At 47.3% G+C, this 19634-nt stretch carries 23 protein-coding genes; all 23 read left to right on the forward strand.

All coding sequences use genetic code 11. From position 1 onward, the window contains the following. Nucleotide 1: 1 nt before the first annotated feature. A complete protein-coding gene (locus KNO86_RS00600) occupies nt 2–367 on the forward strand; it encodes a response regulator (protein WP_214691826.1) in 366 nt (121 codons plus the stop codon). Continuing rightward, nucleotides 364–858 (forward strand): flagellar biosynthetic protein FliO, encoded by a 495-nt coding sequence (locus KNO86_RS00605; RefSeq protein WP_074034689.1) that lies wholly within the window; start codon nt 364–366, stop codon nt 856–858. Before KNO86_RS00600 ends, KNO86_RS00605 begins: the two co-directional genes overlap by 4 nt. Continuing rightward, on the forward strand, nt 855–1520 hold the full coding sequence (gene fliP, locus KNO86_RS00610; RefSeq protein WP_074034688.1) for a flagellar type III secretion system pore protein FliP: 666 nt from the start codon (nt 855–857) through the stop codon (nt 1518–1520). Before KNO86_RS00605 ends, fliP begins: the two co-directional genes overlap by 4 nt. A gap of 11 nt (nt 1521–1531) precedes the next feature. Next, the gene (gene fliQ / locus KNO86_RS00615; RefSeq protein ID WP_015881403.1) at nt 1532–1804 is read left to right on the forward strand and encodes a flagellar biosynthesis protein FliQ; all 273 of its coding nucleotides are present in this window, start codon (nt 1532–1534) and stop codon (nt 1802–1804) included. Beyond that, nucleotides 1801–2571 (forward strand): flagellar biosynthetic protein FliR, encoded by a 771-nt coding sequence (fliR, locus tag KNO86_RS00620; protein WP_214691827.1) that lies wholly within the window; start codon nt 1801–1803, stop codon nt 2569–2571. The genes fliQ and fliR overlap by 4 nt, the downstream gene beginning before the upstream one ends. After that, nucleotides 2568–3662: a flagellar biosynthesis protein FlhB gene (gene flhB / locus KNO86_RS00625; RefSeq protein WP_214691828.1), complete on the forward strand. Its 1095-nt coding sequence runs from the start codon at nt 2568–2570 to the stop codon at nt 3660–3662. The genes fliR and flhB overlap by 4 nt, the downstream gene beginning before the upstream one ends. Nucleotides 3663–3675: 13 nt before the next feature. After that, nucleotides 3676–5697: a flagellar biosynthesis protein FlhA gene (gene flhA / locus KNO86_RS00630; protein ID WP_285800654.1), complete on the forward strand. Its 2022-nt coding sequence runs from the start codon at nt 3676–3678 to the stop codon at nt 5695–5697. Beyond that, a complete protein-coding gene (locus KNO86_RS00635; RefSeq protein WP_214691830.1) occupies nt 5698–6762 on the forward strand; it encodes a flagellar biosynthesis protein FlhF in 1065 nt (354 codons plus the stop codon). Continuing rightward, a complete protein-coding gene (locus KNO86_RS00640; protein ID WP_214691831.1) occupies nt 6741–7580 on the forward strand; it encodes a MinD/ParA family protein in 840 nt (279 codons plus the stop codon). The genes KNO86_RS00635 and KNO86_RS00640 overlap by 22 nt, the downstream gene beginning before the upstream one ends. A gap of 19 nt (nt 7581–7599) precedes the next feature. Continuing rightward, nucleotides 7600–9588 (forward strand): chemotaxis protein CheA, encoded by a 1989-nt coding sequence (locus KNO86_RS00645; RefSeq protein WP_214691832.1) that lies wholly within the window; start codon nt 7600–7602, stop codon nt 9586–9588. A gap of 12 nt (nt 9589–9600) precedes the next feature. Next, nucleotides 9601–10032 carry a chemotaxis protein CheW gene (locus KNO86_RS00650; RefSeq protein WP_214691833.1) on the forward strand — a complete coding sequence of 144 codons (432 nt, stop codon included), beginning with the start codon at nt 9601–9603 and terminating at the stop codon, nt 10030–10032. After that, nucleotides 10022–10621 (forward strand): chemotaxis protein CheC, encoded by a 600-nt coding sequence (locus tag KNO86_RS00655; protein ID WP_214691834.1) that lies wholly within the window; start codon nt 10022–10024, stop codon nt 10619–10621. The genes KNO86_RS00650 and KNO86_RS00655 overlap by 11 nt, the downstream gene beginning before the upstream one ends. After that, on the forward strand, nt 10614–11099 hold the full coding sequence (locus KNO86_RS00660; protein WP_074034679.1) for a chemotaxis protein CheD: 486 nt from the start codon (nt 10614–10616) through the stop codon (nt 11097–11099). Before KNO86_RS00655 ends, KNO86_RS00660 begins: the two co-directional genes overlap by 8 nt. A gap of 12 nt (nt 11100–11111) precedes the next feature. Next, a complete protein-coding gene (locus KNO86_RS00665; protein WP_074034678.1) occupies nt 11112–11882 on the forward strand; it encodes a FliA/WhiG family RNA polymerase sigma factor in 771 nt (256 codons plus the stop codon). A gap of 12 nt (nt 11883–11894) precedes the next feature. Then, nucleotides 11895–12281, forward strand: a complete 387-nt coding sequence (locus KNO86_RS00670; RefSeq protein ID WP_214691835.1) for a hypothetical protein — start codon at nt 11895–11897, stop codon at nt 12279–12281. Nucleotides 12282–12433: 152 nt separating this feature from the next. Continuing rightward, nucleotides 12434–13174, forward strand: a complete 741-nt coding sequence (rpsB, locus tag KNO86_RS00675) for a 30S ribosomal protein S2 (protein ID WP_015881415.1) — start codon at nt 12434–12436, stop codon at nt 13172–13174. A gap of 117 nt (nt 13175–13291) precedes the next feature. Beyond that, entirely contained in the window at nt 13292–14173 is an 882-nt protein-coding gene (gene tsf, locus KNO86_RS00680; RefSeq protein ID WP_074034676.1) for a translation elongation factor Ts, read from the forward strand. Between the two features lie 110 nt (nt 14174–14283). Beyond that, complete coding sequence (gene pyrH / locus KNO86_RS00685; protein WP_214691836.1) at nt 14284–15009, forward strand: UMP kinase; 726 nt, start codon at nt 14284–14286, stop codon at nt 15007–15009. Beyond that, complete coding sequence (frr, locus tag KNO86_RS00690; RefSeq protein ID WP_074034674.1) at nt 15006–15566, forward strand: ribosome recycling factor; 561 nt, start codon at nt 15006–15008, stop codon at nt 15564–15566. The genes pyrH and frr overlap by 4 nt, the downstream gene beginning before the upstream one ends. An 84-nt stretch (nt 15567–15650) precedes the next feature. Then, complete coding sequence (locus KNO86_RS00695) at nt 15651–16388, forward strand: undecaprenyl pyrophosphate synthase (protein ID WP_214691837.1); 738 nt, start codon at nt 15651–15653, stop codon at nt 16386–16388. Nucleotide 16389: 1 nt separating this feature from the next. Continuing rightward, nucleotides 16390–17187, forward strand: coding sequence for a phosphatidate cytidylyltransferase (locus KNO86_RS00700; protein ID WP_214691838.1), 798 nt, complete (start codon nt 16390–16392; stop codon nt 17185–17187). A 14-nt stretch (nt 17188–17201) separates the two neighbouring features. Next, nucleotides 17202–18359, forward strand: coding sequence for a 1-deoxy-D-xylulose-5-phosphate reductoisomerase (gene dxr, locus KNO86_RS00705; RefSeq protein WP_214691839.1), 1158 nt, complete (start codon nt 17202–17204; stop codon nt 18357–18359). A 3-nt stretch (nt 18360–18362) separates the two neighbouring features. Continuing rightward, nucleotides 18363–19613 carry an RIP metalloprotease RseP gene (rseP, locus tag KNO86_RS00710; RefSeq protein ID WP_214691840.1) on the forward strand — a complete coding sequence of 417 codons (1251 nt, stop codon included), beginning with the start codon at nt 18363–18365 and terminating at the stop codon, nt 19611–19613. Nucleotides 19614–19634: the final 21 nt, after the last annotated feature.

Genomic DNA, 19634 nt, shown 5'->3' on the forward strand with positions numbered 1-19634 from the left:
AATGAGTGCAAAAGTATTAGTAGTAGACGACGCAGCGTTCATGCGTATGATGATCAAGGATATTTTGACTAAGAATGGATATGACGTAGTAGGTGAGGCAGAAAACGGAGCTGACGCGGTCGCGAAATATCGTGAACTCACACCGGACCTCGTCACACTTGATATCACGATGCCAGAGATGGATGGACTCGCAGCATTGAAAGAGATCCGTAGTTTTGACTCGAACGCAAAAGTCATCATGTGTTCAGCGATGGGACAACAAGCGATGGTCATCGATGCGATTCAAGCAGGTGCGAAAGACTTCATCGTCAAGCCGTTCAACGCAGAGCGCGTCATCGAAGCGGTTTCTAAAACGGTCGCACAATGAAGAAATGGTGGTTGATTATTCTTCTCGTGGTCGGGCTTTATATTCCGACCACGGTTGAGGCCGCCACCGTAGACCAACAATTCGAGCAAAAACAGACAGAAGAATTGGAAAGTAACGTTCCAACGACAGCGTCAACGATTGGGAATGGCGTGAAAGTCGTGTTGAGTCTCGTAGTCGTGGTCGGCGGTTTCATCGTCTTGATGCGTTGGCTCGGTTCCAAAACACAGGGTGTGAAAGCGACTCAGCACATGAAACATCTAGGAGGCGTCCCACTCGGAAAAGACCGTTCCGTCCAACTCGTGAAACTCGGGGATCAGGTCTATGTCCTCGGTGTCGGGGAATCGATTCAACTGATTGATCGTCTCGATGCGGAAACGATGGATGAAGAACAGTCAGAGCCTTTATCACTCCGAACGGCGAATTCGAATGCATTTTTGGATACATTTAAGAAACAACTTGCTCAATTAGAAGAAGTGAGGAAGAAGTCATGACAACGTTTGAGCAATTAATTAATTTAGAAACACCAGACAGTACATCCACATCCATCAAACTCTTAATTTTATTGACGTTATTGACACTTGCACCTTCTTTTTTAATTTTGATGACGTGCTTCACACGTGTCGTCGTCGTACTATCTTTCATTCGGCCAGCACTCGGTACACAGCAGACACCGCCAAACCAGTTGATTGTCGGATTGGCCTTGTTCATTACATTGTTTGTCATGTCCCCCGTTCTCTCTGATTTGAATGAGAACGCGTTAAAACCTTATCTCGATGACAAAATCTCACAAGATGAGGCGTTTGATGAAGCGAGTGGGACGATGAAGGAATTTATGTCGAAATATACGAGACAAGAAGATTTACAACTCTTTTTGAAGTATGGGAACTACGAGCAGCCTGAATCACTTGATGACGTACCGCTTCTCGCGCTCGTTCCGGCGTATGCGATCAGTGAATTGAAGACAGCCTTCCAAATCGGGTTCATGATTTTCTTGCCATTTTTAATTATCGATATGGTCGTCGCGAGTGTCCTCATGTCGATGGGGATGATGATGTTACCACCGGTCATGATCGCATTGCCGTTTAAATTATTGTTATTTGTATTGGTCGATGGCTGGCACTTGATTGTGGAATCATTGCTTAGAAGTATGTAGGGGGAACGGACATGACACAAGAAATGGTCATTTACTTGGCAACAGAGAGTGTGTGGACATTATTAAAAATTTCAATGCCATTGCTACTCATTTCACTGATTGTCGGTCTCGTCATCTCGATTTTACAGGCCACGACTCAAATTCAAGAACAAACGCTTTCGTTCGTTCCAAAAATTATCTCGGTCTTCATCGGTCTTGTCATCTTCGGACCGTGGATGCTTCAACAAATTGAAGGATTTACGCGATTGATTTTTGAGCTGATGGTCGAGGTCGCTTCGAAATGAATGTGGTCGACTTCATCAGTATGTACGGTCTGACGTTTGCGCGACTTTCTGGCTTTTTTGTCAGTGTCCCGTTATTCTCGACGAGGCAGTTGCCGGTCATGCATCGCGTCGGGTTCAGTGCATTCTTAGCGTATTACGCGATGTTCACATTGACTGAGCCAATCGTGATGACGAATGCGTTCGTCCTGCAAGTCGTCTATGAGGTCATGATCGGACTGTTGCTTGGACTATTGATTAACATTCTCTTTTTTGCTCCGCAAATTGCCGGAGGGGTCATCGATCTTCAACTCGGATTAGCGATGGCTTCCGCATATGATCCGATGTTTGGCGGACAGTCTCCACTCATTGGACGATTTTATTATATATTTACCTTGTTTATTTTATTGACGAGTAATTTACATTTACTCCTGATTGACGGCATTTATTACAGTTTTCAAATCTATCCACCCGGTCAACCGATGATTAATTTCACGGAAGCCTCACTCATGATGGCGGTGAAAGTCGTCACGATGACGATGATGGTCGCCTTGCAGCTGGCCTTACCGATGATGGCATCATTACTGCTTGTTGATTTGGCACTTGGATTTTTAGCAAAATCAGCACCACAGTTCAATATCTTTGCAATCGGCTTTTCCTTCAAACTTATTGCTGGATTTGCCGTCATGGTGTTGTTAATGGGATTGACATTGACAGGAATTAGTCAGTTCATTCCATTGTTACAAGAAGTGATGCGCGACTTTATGCTCATGCTAGGAGATGCCTCATGAAGAAGCCTCTATATCCTTTATCGGTCAATCTGCAGTTTTTTGCAGGTGAAAAAACAGAAAAAGCGACACCACGTAAACGAGAAGACTCACGAAAGAAAGGGCAAGTCGCCAAATCTGCTGATTTGACGGGGGCATTCGCACTCTTTGCCATGTTTCTCATGCTGTCATTCTTCGGACCATTCATCGGGCAACAGCTACTTTCACTAATCGGAGATTTACTTAGCCCGCAATATTTACTATTCAATGTATCTGAGGGCATGTGGGGGATGGTCATCGACTTAATGCTTCGAGTCGGACTGATTTTGGCACCGTTCTTTATCGTTGCTGTCGTCTTTGGGATTCTCATCAATTATCTACAAGTTGGAACGCTATTTTCGTTAGAAGCGATTCAGCCAAAGCTCGAACGTATCGACCCGATTAAAGGGGTGAAACGGATCGTCAGCATGAAAGCGGTCGTCGAATTTTTAAAGTCCTTATTCAAATTTTTAATCATCCTGACAACCGCTGTCGCTGTCCTTTGGCAAAACCAAAAAGAATTGTCCCGTATGGCCGTCGAGCAGATTCGAGAATCCATCGTCGCGCTCGCGGGTATCACGATTGAGCTTGGGCTCTGGGTGAGTGTCGCCTTGCTCGCACTCGCATTACTCGACTTTTTCTATCAACGATTTGATTTCGAAAAATCGATTCGAATGTCAAAGCAAGACATTAAGGACGAGTATAAAAACTCGGAAGGTGACCCACTCATCAAATCCAAGATTAAGCAGCAACAACGGGAAATGGCGATGCGACGGATGATGCAAGAAATTCCGAATGCCGACGTCGTCATCACAAACCCGACCCATTACGCGGTCGTCATCCGCTACGATGACACGAAAGATTTTGCGCCGCTCGTTGTCGCAAAAGGGGTCGACCGAGTCGCCTTTCATATTCGAGATGTCGCAAAAGAGCACGATGTGGCGATTGTCGAGAACAAGCCGCTCGCACGTGCGCTCTACGCACAAATCGATATTGGAGAAGTGGTGGACGAATCATTCTACCAAGCAATCGCGGAAGTGCTCGCGTTCGTCTATCAAATGAAGCAACCGTCTTGAGGAGGAGTATGTGTTGGCAGTAAAAGCAAAAGACTTTGCAGTTTTGATTGGTGTCTTGATGATTGTCATCATGCTGATCATCCCGTTACCGGGCTTTTTATTAGACTTTTTAATCATCGTAAATATTTTAATCGCCCTCATGATCTTACTTGTGGCGATGAATGCCAGAGAAGCGCTTGACTTCTCCGTATTTCCTTCTCTCTTATTGATCGTGACGTTGTTTCGTCTCGGATTGAACGTATCGACGACCCGCTCGATTCTCTCGAACGGGTATGGAGGGGAAGTTATTGCGACGTTTGGTGACTTCGTCATCGGAGGAAATGTCCTTGTCGGATTCGTCGTCTTCCTGATCCTCGTCATCATTCAGTTCGTCGTCATTACAAAAGGTGCCGAGCGTGTGTCTGAGGTATCCGCCCGCTTCACACTCGATGCAATGCCAGGGAAACAGATGGCCATCGATGCTGACTTGAACTCCGGATTGATTGATGACAAGGAAGCGCAGATGCGTCGCCGTAAAATTCAAAGCGAGGCCGACTTTTACGGTTCGATGGATGGGGCATCCAAGTTCGTCAAAGGGGATGCTATCGCCGGAATCATCATCGTGACGATTAACTTGATTTTCGGAATCATTATCGGCGTCGTTCAAATGGGACTACCGGTCGGGGAGGCATTCCAAACATTCTCGCTTATGACGATCGGGGACGGACTCGTCAGTCAAATCCCAGCACTCTTGATTTCAACGGCTACCGGGATCATCGTGACCCGTGCCGTCTCAGACGGCAATTTAGGGGAGGATGTCATCGACCAGCTCGGTCAAAACCCATCGCTTCTCTATATCGCAGGCGGCATCGTCTTCTTGCTCGGTTTCGTGTCACCTCCACTTATTCCGGTGACGATGATCATCGCAGGTACAGCGTTCTTCGGAGCGTATACGATGCGAAGAAACATCCGGCAGGCAACGGAGGAACCGATTATGGAAGAAGAACCTTCGATGGCTCCGACAGAATCTGTCGTCTCGCTCTTACAAATCGATTCGATTGAATTCGAGTTCGGCTACGGTTTGATCCCCCTTGCGGATGAGTCACAAGGCGGTGACTTGTTAGATCGTGTCGTCATGATTCGTCGTCAGCTTGCACTCGAACTTGGCTTCATCTTGCCGACGGTTCGTATTCGCGACCACCTACAACTCTCGCCGAACGCGTATCGCATCAAGGTGAAAGGAAACGTCGTCGCAGAAGGGGAGTTGTTACTCGACCATTACTTGGCGATGAGTCCAGGGATTGAAGACCCAGAAGTATATGGAATTGAAACGACGGAACCGGCATTCGGACTTCCAGCCCTTTGGATTGATGAGGAGACACGGACGCGAGCTGAAATGAGTGGGTACACTGTCGTAGACCCACCATCCGTCGTCGCGACACATTTGACCGAAACGCTGAAAAAGCATGCCGCTGATTTACTCGGTCGTGAAGAAACGAAACAACTCGTCGAGCACTTGAAGGAAACTCATCCGGTACTTGTAGAAGATGTGACGCCTTCAGTCCTCTCGATCGGTGAAATTCAAAAAGTACTACGTCACTTATTACAAGAGAGCGTATCGATTCGAAACTTGCCTCTCTTGTTCGAGACGATGGCAGACTACGGAAAGGTAACGAAAGATTCAGAAATCCTCGGGGAATATTGTCGCCAAGGATTGTCTCGTCAGCTGACCGACCAAGTCAAGCCACCAGAAGGTCCATTGTATGTGGTCACGTTAGGTGGTCAGACGGAACAGACCGTTCAAGATGCCGTACAAAAGACCGAGTTTGGGAACTATTTGGCGCTCGACCCGGAGCAAGCACGTGAGATCATCGAACGTACGGGCGAACAATTGTCGATGTTCGAACGCTACGGTGCATCGGCAGTCATTTTATGTTCACCGACGATTCGACTATTTGTTCGACAATTGCTCGAACGATATTATCCAGATGTGCCTGTTTTGGCCTATAACGAGTTACTCAGTTCCGTCGAAGTGAAAAGTATTGGGGTGATTTAAATGCAAATTAAAAAAATTACAGCGAAAACGATGGCTGAGGCGATGACGAAAGTGAAGCAAGAGCTAGGTGATGAAGCGGTCATCCTCAATTCGCGGCAAGTGAAGACCGGATGGTTTGGTTTATTCGCTTCGAAACAAGTGGAAGTCATCGCCGCACTCGAAAAAGAGAAGGCGGTCACGAAGCCGAGGCGAACAGAATCGGTTCGACCAGAGCCGACAACAGCAACGCCATCACCTCAAGTACCGTCAACACCTCGTATGGTAGGAGGGACAGCACCAAGGCTCCACTCGTCACTACAGCACATCGACGCGTTACTTTCGACGGAGTCGTTCGCAGAAGAGTCATGGGAAGAGACGTTAAATGAGCTTTACTATACGACGAAGTCTGTGGAAGTAGCCGAACGATTCGTGTATGAGCAAGTTAAATCGACTTTCGTCGAGCCACCTGAAGCGAAGCGCTATGTCATGCTCGTCGGACCGACGGGTGTCGGAAAAACGACGACACTTGCCAAACTAGCTGCACATTTCAAATTGACAGAAGGCAAAACGGTCGGGCTGATTACGACAGATACGTATCGAATCGCGGCTATCGAACAGTTGAAGACGTACGCTGAAATTATGAGTATCCCCGTCGAAGTGGCATACGACTTTCATGACTTTAAGCGAGCGAAGCAATTATTTGCGCGAAAAGATATTGTATTGATTGATACGGCAGGTCGAAACTTCCGAGACCCAGCCTACGTTGAACAATTTCACGAACATCATGACTTCACGGAAACGAGTCTATCGCTTGTATTGAGTTTGACATCCAAAATGAAAGATATGGATATGATTTATTCCCAGTTCGAATCCCTCCCCCTCAGTTCGCTCATCTTCACTAAAGCGGATGAGACGAGTGACATCCACGCGATGTATCGAATGGTGAAAAAGAGCGGCTTGCCTGTCGCATGGATGACAGACGGTCAAGAAGTGCCAGATGATTTGATTCGAGGAGATGCGGAGGCATTGACGAAACGACTGTTTGAGAAAGAAGGGTGGGCCAGATGGACCAAGCAAGGCGTTTAAGAGCAATCAATGATGTCCATCCGACGACCATCGCTTTTGCGAGCGGGAAAGGCGGCGTTGGAAAGACGAACGTTTGCGTCAACACGGCCATCGCCCTTTCGGAACTCGGGAAACGGGTGTTAATCGTCGACTTTGATATCGGGATGGCCAACGTCCATATTTTAATGAACGCTATGAAGTCGAGAACGATGATTGAGTCTGTAAAAGCTCGTATTCCATTGGCTGCAGCTGTTCAGAAAAATGTATATGGTGTCGATATATTACATGGAGGGAGTGGACAAGACCAACTCGTCCATCTCTCAGAAGATGACATGCAATTTCTCATGCGAGAACTCGAAGTACTGACCGCATATGATTACGTCCTCTTCGATATGGGCGCCGGGGCGACGGACACCTCGCTACAATTTATTGCGGGGTGTGACGAAATGTTTTTGATTTTAACACCGGAACCGACTTCGCTCATGGACGGGTACGCATATACAAAACTAGTGCATCATCAATATCCCGACTTACCACTCGGCGTCATCGTGAACCGAGCTCAGTCTGGAGAGGAAGCACTGCAATGTTTCGAACGGATGGAAGTCGCATGCAAGCAGTTCTTAAATATGACGATTCGATTCCTCGGATTTTTACCGGATGACCCTTCAGTCCGAAAGGCAGTCATCGCACAAGTCCCGTTTTATCAATACAATCGAAAAAGTGATATTAGCTGGCGGCTCGAACGAATTTTGACAACGCTTACGGGAACGCCTCCAAAACCACGTCACTTGATGGACCGTTTGATGGGGAACTTACGGAAACAATGGAACCGAGTATAATGACAGGGAGGCAAAGAAGATGGACGTGAACGAATACTTAGGGTTGTTTTTAGATGAATCCCAAGAACATATCCAATCGATCAACACACAGTTACTTAAGTTAGAACAGTCGGGTGGGGCGGATGTCGTTCAAGAGATTTTCCGGTCTGCGCATACGTTAAAAGGGATGTCTTCGACGATGGGGTACGAACGCGTCGCCAATTTAACGCATGAGATGGAAAGTGCACTCGACCTCGTCCGTGGCGGTAAAAAAGAAAGTAACCAACTTTTGTTGGATACGATGTTCATCGCTATGGAACAAATGGAAGACATGATTGCCGATATCGAGAACGGGGGACAAGGAGCAAACGTGGATGTTTCTGAAACGGTTGCCGCCTTCCAATCATTCATCGGTGGAAAAGAGGTCGTGGTCACCGAAGCGAAAGAGTCGAGTACATTCGACGTCGACCTTTACACAAACTCGGTCATTGACCAGGCGAAACAAACTGGGTTTGAGGCGTATCAGATTACTGTGAAACTTTCAGACGCTGTCGTCTTGAAAGCGGCTCGGGCGTACATGGTGTTTGATCGCCTTCAAGAACTAGGCGAAGTGGTACGAACGCATCCGGAGACAGAAGAAATTGAACAAGAGCAATTCGACTTGTCGTTTGACGTCTTGTTCCTCTCACAAGAGACTGCGGAAGTCATCGAACACGCCATCGCCCAAGTATCGGAAGTGGAACGTGTCGAAGTCAATGTGTTCACAGGAGCGCCAGAAAGCGAACCAGAAGTCGCAGTGACAGCTGAAGCGGTAGTTCCGGAACCAGTAGTGCAGACAGCTTCAGACCAAGAAGAAAAAGATACGAAAGAACAAGTTGCGGCCCAGGCTCAGGCGAAGACGATTCGCGTCAACTTGGAACGAATTGATCGTCTCATGAACTTGTTTGAAGAATTTATCATCGATCGTGGACGTTTGGAACGACTTGCTGACGAGGTAGGGCAACCAGAATTGAATGAAACGGTTGAAAAAATCAAGCGGGGTACGAACGAACTGCAATCTCTTGTTTTGACACTTCGCATGATGCCAATCGAGCAAGTGTTCAATCGTTTCCCACGTATGGTGCGTTCAGTCGCAAAAGATATTCATAAGAAAGTTCAATTGAATATTTCAGGTGCCGAGACAGAACTTGATCGGACAGTCATCGATGAGATTGGCGACCCACTTGTTCACTTGATTCGGAATGCAATCGACCATGGAATCGAACGTCCAGAAGTTCGCGTACAAGCTGGAAAGCCGGAACAAGGCATGCTCGCCCTTCGTGCTTATCACGGCGGGAACCGTGTCTTTATCGAAATTGAAGATGATGGCGCAGGGATCAATGTCGACAAAGTTCGTGCTAAAGCGTTGGAGCGTGGTGTCATTTCAGATGAAGAGGCGACCATGATGACTGAGAATGAGTTGGCGATGTTGATCTTCGCCCCAGGTTTCTCGACAGCAGACGTGGTGACAGACCTTTCAGGTCGTGGTGTCGGGCTCGATGTCGTCAAAAATAAAATCGAGTCGCTCGGTGGTGTCGTTTCGTTAGAGACGGTAGCGGGACAAGGGACAAAATTCCAAGTCAGCTTGCCACTCACCCTCTCGATTATCTCGGCCATGCTCGTACAAGTCGGCGAGGAATCGTATGCGATTCCGTTGTCATCGATTCTTGAGACGACTTTACTTGATGAGGCAGACATTTTGACGGCGCATCGTGAGCGCGTCTTTGATTTCCGTGGGCAATTGGTTCCACTCGTCTATTTGAAAGAAATGTTCGGGATCGAATCAGAGACGAAATCCCAATTTCCGGTCGTCGTCGTTCGAAAAGGCAACAAACTCGTAGGCGTCGTCGTCAACGATTTGATTGGCCAACAAGAAATTGTCATGAAACCGCTCGGTACGTATCTTGAAGGGATTCCAGCTATCTCAGGAGCGACCATACTTGGTGACGGTCGCGTCGCCCTTATCGTAGATAGTAACGATCTCTTTTAAGGAGGAATTTGGATGGAACAGAAATGGGTAGTCTTTTCACTTGAAGAAAATACGTACGGGATCGATGTGCAATCGGTCCGTTCAATCGAGCGGCTTCAGCCAATCACACGCGTCCCGAACGCCCCGTCACACGTGAAAGGGGTCATCAACCTTCGGGGTGTCGTCACACCGGTCATCGACCTTCGTTTACGTCTCGGTTATGAAGAAGTCGAACCGACGGATGAGACACGTATTTTAATCGCGTCATTGAATCAAGGGGACGCAGGCTTTATCGTTGACCGGGCAAATGAAGTTGTCGAAAGTGATGAAGTGCGGATTGAACCGATTCCGGAGTCGAGTCGCGACATGATTTCAGCACACTTGACAGCAATCGCCAAAGGGGAAGACAAACTCTTCTCGCTTCTCGATGCGAATGCGTTGTTTGAGGAACAATATGCTGAGTGAGTTTGAGCAAGATCTGTTAAAGGAACTGGGAAATATAGGGTCTGGACATGCGGCAACTGCTTTATCCGCCATGTTAGCCAAACCGGTAAACATCACGGTCTCTTCGGCCGAGATGGAGCCAATCTCCTATTTACCGGATCGGGTTGGTGGTCCGGAGCGACATGTCGCTTCGGTGCTACTCGAGTTAGACGGTGAGATTCGTGGTATGATTCTTATTTTATTTGCCGTTGAGGACGCCGAACAGATGGTCTCGACTTTGATCGGCATGCCGTTCTCATTCCAATCTGGTGATGAACTCGGCCAATCGGCCTGGGAAGAAGTCGGGAATATTATGAGCGGTGCGTATGCACGGGCACTTGGTGATTGGTTGCAGACTCCAATCATGATCCAAGTACCGGCAACCGCCATCGATATGGCGGGATCGATCGTCGAGTTTGTCGTCACATCGGTTCAACCTGAGGAAGACGCCGCACTGTATATCGATACGACCTTTATGATTGATCAAAAAGTAAGTGCAGGACATGTGTTGTTCCTACCAACACATGGTTCACTCAAACGCATTCAAGAACGGTTGATTGGTCATGGCTGACGTTTTAAAAATTGGCATCGCCGAGTGGAAGCAAACGACGGCACCGAATCGGTTACGGACAGCCGGACTTGGTTCGTGTGTAGGTGTCATCTTATATGACACTCGCCTCCAATTGGCGGCAATGGCGCATGTTATGTTACCCGACTCGACCATTGCGAGGAAGAATCAAGCGATTGAAGTAGGAAAATATGCGGACACAGCCATCGATACGCTCGTCCGTTCTCTCAAACGAGAGGGAGCGACACGGTTACAAGCAAAAATGGCTGGTGGGGCACAAATGTTTCAATTCAAATATGAGAATGAAGCGATGCGAATCGGCGAACGGAACGCCGAGGCGATTCGTCAAGCATTAAAGGTTCATCGGATTCCGCTCGTGGCCGAAGATTGTGGCGGTCATAACGGACGGACGATTGAATTCGATGTTGCGACATCGGTCTTATCGATTCGGACGGTGAGCGTAGGTACGAAAGAACTATAAGGGGGGATCGACATGACGACTCATCTTACACAGTTGTGGGATCGCTGGAATACGGACCGTGATATGGATACAGCAAACGAATTACTAGCACATTACGAGTTTCTCATCCACTACCACGTACAACGGATGATCGTGACGCTTCCAAAGAGCGTCGAACGCGACGAATTGAAAAGTTTGGGTTACATGGGATTGTACGATGCCCTTATGAAATATGATCCAGAGCATAATAATAAATTTGATACGTACGCTGCATTTCGAATTCGAGGAGCCATCATCGATGGGTTGCGAAAAGTAGACTGGTTGCCTCGATCGGTTCGTGAGAAAGTGAAAAAAATCGATCAGGCGGCAGAACAACTTGAACAATCACTTCATCGCGCTCCGACGAAGAATGAGTTGGCGCTTGCTTGTGATCTTCCTGTTTCAGAAATCGAACGAACGATGGCAGAAGGGTATTTCGCCAACATGTTGTCGATCGACGAGGCCGTGACGTTACAAGAGGAAGGCAAAGTCATGTCAGTCACGTACTTCGACCCGGACTCCGAAAAACCGGAAGACACACTCCTTCAACGAGAGTTGATTGATGTGCTCGCGACAGAAGTAGACCATCTATCGGAAAAAGAACGGCTCGTCGTATCGTTATTTTATTTTGATGAATTGACATTGACTGAGATTGGGGAAGTGCTCGAATTATCGACTTCCCGCATTTCTCAAATCCATTCAAAAGCGTTGAAGACGTTAAAGCAGGCACTCGGACGGTCGTATTTAGAAGAAAAGACATCGTAAGGAGATGAACAAGTGTATATTGTATATGTGATCACGGCTTGTTTGGGTGCTTACGGTTTTTTATTCGGGTACCGTCAAGTCCAGGCGTTACAAGAACGGGTTGAGCGACTCGAACGAGAGAAACAGGAAACGGAGACGTTGCTTCTCTCGTTCATGGAGTCGATGAACGACCTTGTCACGAAAGAACCGGTAGAGCGTAAAGCGGACGTTCATCAGGAAGACTCGATACTTGTTGAAGCAAACATTGAGTCCGTGTCCGATGAGTTGAATGAAGAGAACTCAACAACGTCGGTTGACGTAGACGATGTGTTACTGCGCCATTCGGTTCGAGACGCGGCCCGCATCCTCGGAAAAGGGGAAGGTGAACTCGCGCTATATGCGAAACTTCGCAAAAAGTGAGAGTTGCCGGATTTCGTGACATATGCTATAGTAGTTCTCGGTGTTAAACACATCACACACGTCTCGGGATGATATTCCTCGGTGCCGAAAGGTCGGAATACAACAATGAACGAGGCGGAGGACTTTTTTAAACCACAAGGAGGAAATTTATCATGGCAGTAATTTCAATGAAGCAATTGCTTGAAGCTGGTGTACACTTCGGTCACCAAACACGCCGTTGGAACCCAAAAATGGCGAAATACATCTTTACAGAGCGTAACGGGATCTACATCATCGACCTTCAAAAAACGGTCAAAAAAGTAGACGAAGCTTACAACTTTGTTCGTGAACTCGCGGCAGAAGGCGGAAACGTCCTCTTCGTTGGTACGAAAAAACAAGCTCAAGATACAATCAAAGAAGAAGCAATCCGTTCTGGTATGTTCTTCATTAACGAGCGTTGGTTGGGTGGAACACTCACTAACTTCTCAACAATCAAAAAGCGTATTAACCGCTTGAAGCAACTCGAAAAAATGGAAGAAGACGGCACGTTCGAAGTACTTCCTAAGAAAGAAGTCATCATCTTGAAAAAAGAAATGACTCGTCTTGAGAAGTTCCTCGGCGGAATCAAGGATATGCCTGGTGTGCCTGACGCCCTCTTCATCGTTGACCCACGTAAAGAGCGTATCGCAATCGCGGAAGCTCACAAATTGAACATCCCAATCGTTGCGATTGTCGATACAAACTGTGACCCAGATGAAATCGACTACGTTATCCCAGCGAACGACGATGCAATTCGTGCAGTTAAATTGCTCACTTCGAAAATGGCAGATGCGATCATCGAAGCGAAGCAAGGTGAAGAAGAAGTTGCTGAAGAAGCTGTAGCGACAGAAGCTGAAGCTACAGAAGCTGAGTAATCAGTGAGACAATAGGTGATAAAGGGAAAGCCTTTTATCACCTTTTTTTAGGACAAGTATTCAAAAAGCCTCGTGCTTTTTCTTAAAATTCGTAAGTTTTACAAGGAGGAATTTCCGATGGCAGTTACAGCAGCAATGGTAAAAGAACTTCGTGAAAAAACAGGAGCAGGAATGCTCGATTGCAAAAAAGCACTCGTTGAAACAGACGGTGACATGCAAGCAGCAATCGACTTCCTTCGCGAAAAAGGAATCGCTAAAGCAGCAGCAAAAGGTGATCGTATCGCCGCTGAAGGTTTGACAGCAGTAGCAGTTGAAGGCAACAAAGCTGTGCTCGTCGAAATCAACTCAGAAACAGACTTCGTTGCGAAGAACGAGAAGTTCCAAACACTCGTCAACAACGTAGCAAAAGCAGTACTCGCTTCAGGCGCAACAACTGCAGAAGCAGCACTCGCAGCTGATTACGAAGCAGGCAAAACGCTTGAAACGTACATCCAAGAAGAAGCTTCTACAATCGGAGAGAAAATCTCACTCCGCCGTGTGGCTGTTCTTGAAAAAGCTGACGACGCTGTATTCGGTACGTACCTCCACATGGGTGGTCGCATCGGTTCTGTAGTCGTAATCGACGGCACGTCTGACGAAACAGTTGCAAAAGACGTTGCAATGCACGTTGCAGCAGCACGTCCACTTTACGCGACACGCGATGAAGTATCAGCTGAAGAAATCGACCGTGAGAAGAAAGTCTTGACTGAGCAAGCTCTTAACGAAGGCAAACCTGCTAACATCGTTGAGAAGATGATTGCTGGTCGCATGAACAAGTACTTCGAGGAAATCTGCCTCGTAGACCAAACGTTCGTAAAAGACGGCGACTTCAAAGTTGGTAAGTATGTAGAATCTAAAGGCGGGAAAGTCAACTCATTCGTACGCTTCGAAGTAGGAGAAGGTATGGAGAAACGTGAAGAGAACTTTGCTGAAGAAGTTATGAACCAACTTAAAAAATAATCTGCGTCATCGTATATGATGCAATCAAAATTGGGAACACGTCTTTATAACCTTGAGTTAGTTCGTTAAGGGAGCGTGTTCCCTTTTTTCAAGCAAGAGGAGGCAAAGTTATGGAACCGAAATATAAACGAATTGTGTTAAAATTGAGTGGAGAAGCGCTCGCTGGAGATCAAGGTTATGGGATTGACCCTAACATTGTAAACTCAATCTCAAATCAAATTAAAGAATTGATCGAGTTGGGTGTAGAAGTGGCCGTGGTTGTTGGTGCCGGAAACATTTGGCGTGGAAAGACGGGTAGTGAACTTGGAATGGACCGGGCAAATGCAGACTACATGGGAATGCTCGCGACTGTCTTAAACTCACTTGCCCTTCAAGACAGCCTTGAAACGTACGGTGTCCAAACGCGCGTCCAAACATCAATTGAAATGCGACAAGTTGCTGAGCCATACATTCGTCGCCGGGCAATGCGTCACCTTGAAAAAGGTCGCGTCGTCATCTTTGCAGCGGGTACAGGAAACCCATATTTCTCAACGGATACGACAGCTGCACTTCGCGCTGCTGAAATCGAAGCCGATGTCATTTTAATGGGTAAAAACAATGTGGACGGCGTCTACTCTGCCGATCCAAAATTGGATGCCACTGCAGTGAAATATGAGTCGTTGTCATACCTTGATGTCTTAAAAGACGGGCTTCAAGTCATGGACTCAACGGCAACATCACTCTGTATGGACAATCACATTCCATTGATTGTATTCTCATTGCTTGAAGAAGGTAACATTAAACGTGTCGTACTCGGGGAACATATCGGGACGGTAGTAGGAGGAGTCAATTCATGAGTGTCAAAGAAGTATTGCAAACAGCTGAAGAAAAAATGGAAAAAGCGCACACGTCACTGAAACGTGATTTTGGTACGCTTCGCACTGGCCGTGCCAGCGCATCGATTTTGGATCCTGTTCAAGTTGATTACTATGGTGTTCCAACACCACTCAATCAAGTGGCAAACATCAATACACCAGAAGCGCGCTTGCTCTTGATTCAACCATGGGATAAATCAATGGTTTCAGAAGTAGAAAAAGCGATTCAAAAGGCAGACCTCGGCTTGTCTCCATCTTCTGACGGAACAGTCATCCGTTTGGCGATTCCTGCCTTGACGGAAGAACGTCGTAAAGAACTGGTTAAAATCACGAAAAAATATGCGGAAGAGGCGAAAGTCGCTGTCCGTAACGTTCGCCGTGACGCTAACGAAAACTTGAAAAAACTCGAAAAAGATGGCGAGTTAACAGAAGACGATCTCCGCGGATATGCAGATGACGTTCAAACGTTGACGGATTCGTATATCAAGAAGATTGATGAATCTGCAGCAACGAAAGAAAAAGAAATCATGGAAGTGTAATCACGGAAGTGGTATACCAAAAAGCTGTGTGGGGACCCTTTTTCTGAGAGGGTCCTTCTTTCATACAATCAGGAGGATAACAGAATGTTTAAATGGGTGAATCCTAAAACAAAAATCGAGGCAGAATTAAGTGTTCCTGAGCACGTAGCCATCATCATGGATGGAAATGGACGTTGGGCCAAAAAACGTGGTCTCCCTCGCATCATGGGTCACCGAGAAGGGATGAAGTCAATCCGTGAAGCGGTTCGGACAGCGCAAGAACTCGGGATTCAGTCACTGACGCTTTACGCGTTCTCTACGGAAAACTGGACTCGTCCGGAAGAGGAAGTCTCGTTCTTGATGAAGTTGCCGAAACAGTTTTTAGAGACCGATTTGAAAGAACTTCATGAACAAAACGTCCAGGTGCTCGTCGCTGGTGACACGACGAAACTTCCACGCGAGACGCGTGAGGCTGTCGATCAGGCGAGAGAACGGACCGCTACAAATACAGGTTTAAAACTCGTCTTTGCACTCAACTATGGTGGTCGAGATGAACTCGTCCAAGCGATGCGTAGCATTGCCGAGGATGTACAGTCTGGTATGCTAGTACCAGACGCAGTGGATGATCAGTTGATCGGTGAACGACTCATGACTCACGTTCAAGATGTGGACCTCATCATACGTACGAGCGGTGAACAACGACTGTCAAACTTTTTACTATGGCAAAGCGCATATGCTGAACTCCACTTCACAGAAGTATTGTGGCCGGAATTTAAGCGTGAGCATTTTGTAGAAGCGATTGAATCTTACAACGCGCGCACGCGACGTTTTGGTGGGGTGTAACATGAAGACACGAATTATTACAGGCCTATGGGCAGGCGCAATCTTTATTACCGTCATCGCACTCGGTGGTAACGCATTTGTTTCTTTAATGGGGATTCTCGCCCTCATTGGATTGAGCGAGTTCACGTTGATGCGAAAACATAAGCTGTTGGCGTTCCCATTTTTAGTGACATCGCTCCTCGTTGCTTTCCCATTCGTCTTGTTGTTACTGGAAACACGAATCGTCACGGACGAGATGCCGTTCACGATTGAACAGTGGCTCGTGTTAGGGCTTGTGTTATTACTGTTTTGGACAGTCGTCACAAAAAATCGATTCACCTATGAAGATGCGGGATTCTATTTCGTATCCGCTGTCTACTTGGTCGTCGGTTTCTCAAGTTTCGCACTCGTACGCCTATCTGAAGACGGGTTGTCGAAAGTGTTGCTCATCTTGTTCATGATTTGGGCAACGGATTCTGGAGCCTATTTCACTGGAAAGGCGTTCGGGAAGGCAAAATTATGGCCATCGATCAGCCCGAATAAGACGATTGAAGGGGCAATCGGCGGAATTGTATCGGCCATTATACTCGGCATCATCTTCGTCTGGATCGATCCGATTTTACCGGTATTAGAAGTGATTATTTTAGCCATTGTCGTTGCCGTCGTCGGACAGCTCGGTGATTTGGTACAATCCGCTTATAAACGTCAGTTCGGAGTAAAAGATTCAGGTCATCTCTTACCTGGCCACGGAGGAATCCTTGACCGGTTCGACAGTATGATTGCGGTTTTTACCGTCATTTGGGTGTTTAATCTGCTATAAGAAGGAGTGTCGAGATGAAGCGAATTAGCTTAATTGGGGCGACAGGTTCGATTGGCGTGCAGACATGTGACGTCATCGAACAGCACCCCGACCTGTTTGAATTAGAGGCGTATGCGTTCGGCACGAACGTCGATGTTGCCACGGAATGGATCAATCGACTCAGACCAAAATATGTGTCGGCGACAAGTATCGAGGTACTCGAACAATTGAAGCCGCGCCTTACATATGAACCTCTATATTTCATCGGTCCTGAAGGTCTCAAAGAGTGTGCGACGGCAGAACGCGCGGATATCGTCGTGACAGCAGTCGTGGGAGCGGTCGGTCTCGAGCCGACGCTTGCTGCGATTCAAGCAGGAAAAGATATTGCACTCGCCAACAAAGAAACACTCGTTACGGCAGGGCACCTCGTCAAGGCGGCCGTGAAAGAACATGGAGTTAAACTTTTACCGGTCGATAGCGAGCATTCTGCCATCTACCAATGTTTGAATGGGGAACGAAGAGAAGATGTTTCAAAAATTATTTTAACAGCGTCTGGTGGAAGCTTCCGTGACCGTTCGCGGGAAGAATTAGCCGACGTGACGGTTGAAGATGCATTGAATCATCCGAACTGGTCGATGGGGGCGAAGATCACAATCGACTCTGCGACAATGTTTAATAAAGGGCTCGAGGTGATCGAGGCACACTGGCTGTTCGATATCGATTATAATGATATTGAAGTCATCTTGCATCGTGAATCGATTATTCACTCGATGGTCGAATTTAAAGATGCAGCCGTGATGGCACAACTCGGAAACCCGGATATGCGGGGACCGATTCTCTATGCGCTTTCGGAACCGAAGCGGCTTGAAATTGAGGGGAATAAGCGGTTAAACTTGAAAGAAATCGGTAAGCTACATTTTCAAGAGGCTGATTTCAACCGTTATCCGGCACTTCGGTTAGCGTTTGAAGCAGGAAGAATCGGCGGCTCGATGCCGACAGTCCTGAATGCGGCCAATGAGATGGCAGTGGACCTGTTCTTAAACGGTCAGATTACGTTCTTAGAAATTGAACGACTCGTGGAAGAGGCGATGGCTCAACATGAAGTGATTGCCGAACCGACGCTCGCACAAATTCTAGAAGTAGACCGAGCAGTACGTCAACAGATTCAGCAAGGAATTGAAGGTGGGGAATAAATCATGACGACTTTTATCGCCATCGTTCTGATGTTTGGGGTTCTCATTTCGGTACACGAATGGGGACACCTCGTCATGGCGAAACGGGCAGGCATTCTCTGTCACGAGTTTGCAATCGGATTCGGTCCAAAAATTGTTTCATTCCGTAAAAATGAAACGCTCTATACCATTCGTCTCTTACCAATCGGTGGCTATGTCAAAATGGCTGGGGAAGATTTCGAACCGATTGAAGTACGTGCAGGTCAACACGTGGGACTTCGTTTAACCGAACAAGGCACAGTGGATCGGGTCTACTTTCAGCCGGACACCGCTACGGATGTTCAAGTCGTCGGTACCGTCGATAAATTTGACGCGACGCATGAATTAAAAGTACAGCTCCTCATCGATGAGGAAGTGCGTGTCTATTCGTTAGAACGGGATACACTTCTTGTCGACCAAGGGATGGAAATTCAAATCGCACCGTATGATCGCACGTTCGGTGCCCAATCGGTATGGAAACGTGTCTTGGCGATTGCAGCCGGTCCAGCGATGAATTTCGTGTTAGCGTTCATCTTGCTCATTATCGTGGGTCTCGTTCAAGGAACGCCGACGAACGATGGTCAAATCGGTACCGTTCAACCTGATTCAGCCGCTGATGAGGCAGGGTTGATGAGTGGAGATGAAATTGTTTCGATTGAAGGCGAACCAGTCACGGATTGGCTCGACTTGCGCACGGCTCTAGCTGACCGCGCCGATACGCCAACAGATGTCACGTACGTCCGTGATGGTGAGGAGGCGACCGTCACCGTCACACCACAAGCGGTTGAACAAAATGGCGAAACGGTTGGGATTCTAGGTGTCACGAACGCATTAGAACGTTCACCGGTCAAAGCCGTGACGACAGGTGCTGAGACGACGTGGACGATGTCCACCCTCATCTTCTCAGCCGTCGGTGATTTGGTGACGGGACAAGTTGGTGTCGATCAATTGGCAGGACCTGTTGGAATCGTACGGATGACTGACGAAGTGGCAGCGAGCGGTTTGATCATGTTGTTGAACTGGACAGCGCTCCTTTCTGTCAACCTTGCTATCTTCAACTTGCTCCCACTCCCTGCTTTGGATGGAGGACGTTTGATTTTCCTCTTATTCGAAGCGGTGCGAGGGCGTCCGATTGATCCGAAAAAGGAAGGATTCGTCCACTTTATCGGGTTCGCTTTATTGATGATCTTAATGTTGATTGTCACTTGGAACGACATTCAATCATTCTTTAAATAAGCTGTTTGTAGAGAAGGGAAA

The organism is Exiguobacterium sp. s160 (assembly GCF_018617575.1).
In the GTDB taxonomy this organism is placed as follows: domain Bacteria; phylum Bacillota; class Bacilli; order Exiguobacteriales; family Exiguobacteriaceae; genus Exiguobacterium; species Exiguobacterium aestuarii_A.

Bases quoted from the DNA above. Each gene is read 5' to 3' on its own strand.
- fliQ (WP_015881403.1), top strand. From the start codon at position 1,532: ATGACACAAGAAATGGTCATTTACTTGGCAACAGAGAGTGTGTGGACA.
- rpsB (WP_015881415.1), top strand. From the start codon at position 12,434: ATGGCAGTAATTTCAATGAAGCAATTGCTTGAAGCTGGTGTACACTTC.
- KNO86_RS00640 (WP_214691831.1), top strand. From the start codon at position 6,741: ATGGACCAAGCAAGGCGTTTAAGAGCAATCAATGATGTCCATCCGACG.
- KNO86_RS00650 (WP_214691833.1), top strand. From the start codon at position 9,601: ATGGAACAGAAATGGGTAGTCTTTTCACTTGAAGAAAATACGTACGGG.
- KNO86_RS00695 (WP_214691837.1), top strand. From the start codon at position 15,651: ATGTTTAAATGGGTGAATCCTAAAACAAAAATCGAGGCAGAATTAAGT.
- KNO86_RS00700 (WP_214691838.1), top strand. From the start codon at position 16,390: ATGAAGACACGAATTATTACAGGCCTATGGGCAGGCGCAATCTTTATT.
- KNO86_RS00645 (WP_214691832.1), top strand. From the start codon at position 7,600: ATGGACGTGAACGAATACTTAGGGTTGTTTTTAGATGAATCCCAAGAA.
- KNO86_RS00665 (WP_074034678.1), top strand. From the start codon at position 11,112: ATGACGACTCATCTTACACAGTTGTGGGATCGCTGGAATACGGACCGT.
- KNO86_RS00655 (WP_214691834.1), top strand. From the start codon at position 10,022: ATGCTGAGTGAGTTTGAGCAAGATCTGTTAAAGGAACTGGGAAATATA.
- KNO86_RS00605 (WP_074034689.1), top strand. From the start codon at position 364: ATGAAGAAATGGTGGTTGATTATTCTTCTCGTGGTCGGGCTTTATATT.
- KNO86_RS00635 (WP_214691830.1), top strand. From the start codon at position 5,698: ATGCAAATTAAAAAAATTACAGCGAAAACGATGGCTGAGGCGATGACG.
- flhB (WP_214691828.1), top strand. From the start codon at position 2,568: ATGAAGAAGCCTCTATATCCTTTATCGGTCAATCTGCAGTTTTTTGCA.
- dxr (WP_214691839.1), top strand. From the start codon at position 17,202: ATGAAGCGAATTAGCTTAATTGGGGCGACAGGTTCGATTGGCGTGCAG.
- fliR (WP_214691827.1), top strand. From the start codon at position 1,801: ATGAATGTGGTCGACTTCATCAGTATGTACGGTCTGACGTTTGCGCGA.
- KNO86_RS00660 (WP_074034679.1), top strand. From the start codon at position 10,614: ATGGCTGACGTTTTAAAAATTGGCATCGCCGAGTGGAAGCAAACGACG.
- KNO86_RS00600 (WP_214691826.1), top strand. From the start codon at position 2: ATGAGTGCAAAAGTATTAGTAGTAGACGACGCAGCGTTCATGCGTATG.
- fliP (WP_074034688.1), top strand. From the start codon at position 855: ATGACAACGTTTGAGCAATTAATTAATTTAGAAACACCAGACAGTACA.
- rseP (WP_214691840.1), top strand. From the start codon at position 18,363: ATGACGACTTTTATCGCCATCGTTCTGATGTTTGGGGTTCTCATTTCG.
- tsf (WP_074034676.1), top strand. From the start codon at position 13,292: ATGGCAGTTACAGCAGCAATGGTAAAAGAACTTCGTGAAAAAACAGGA.
- frr (WP_074034674.1), top strand. From the start codon at position 15,006: ATGAGTGTCAAAGAAGTATTGCAAACAGCTGAAGAAAAAATGGAAAAA.
- pyrH (WP_214691836.1), top strand. From the start codon at position 14,284: ATGGAACCGAAATATAAACGAATTGTGTTAAAATTGAGTGGAGAAGCG.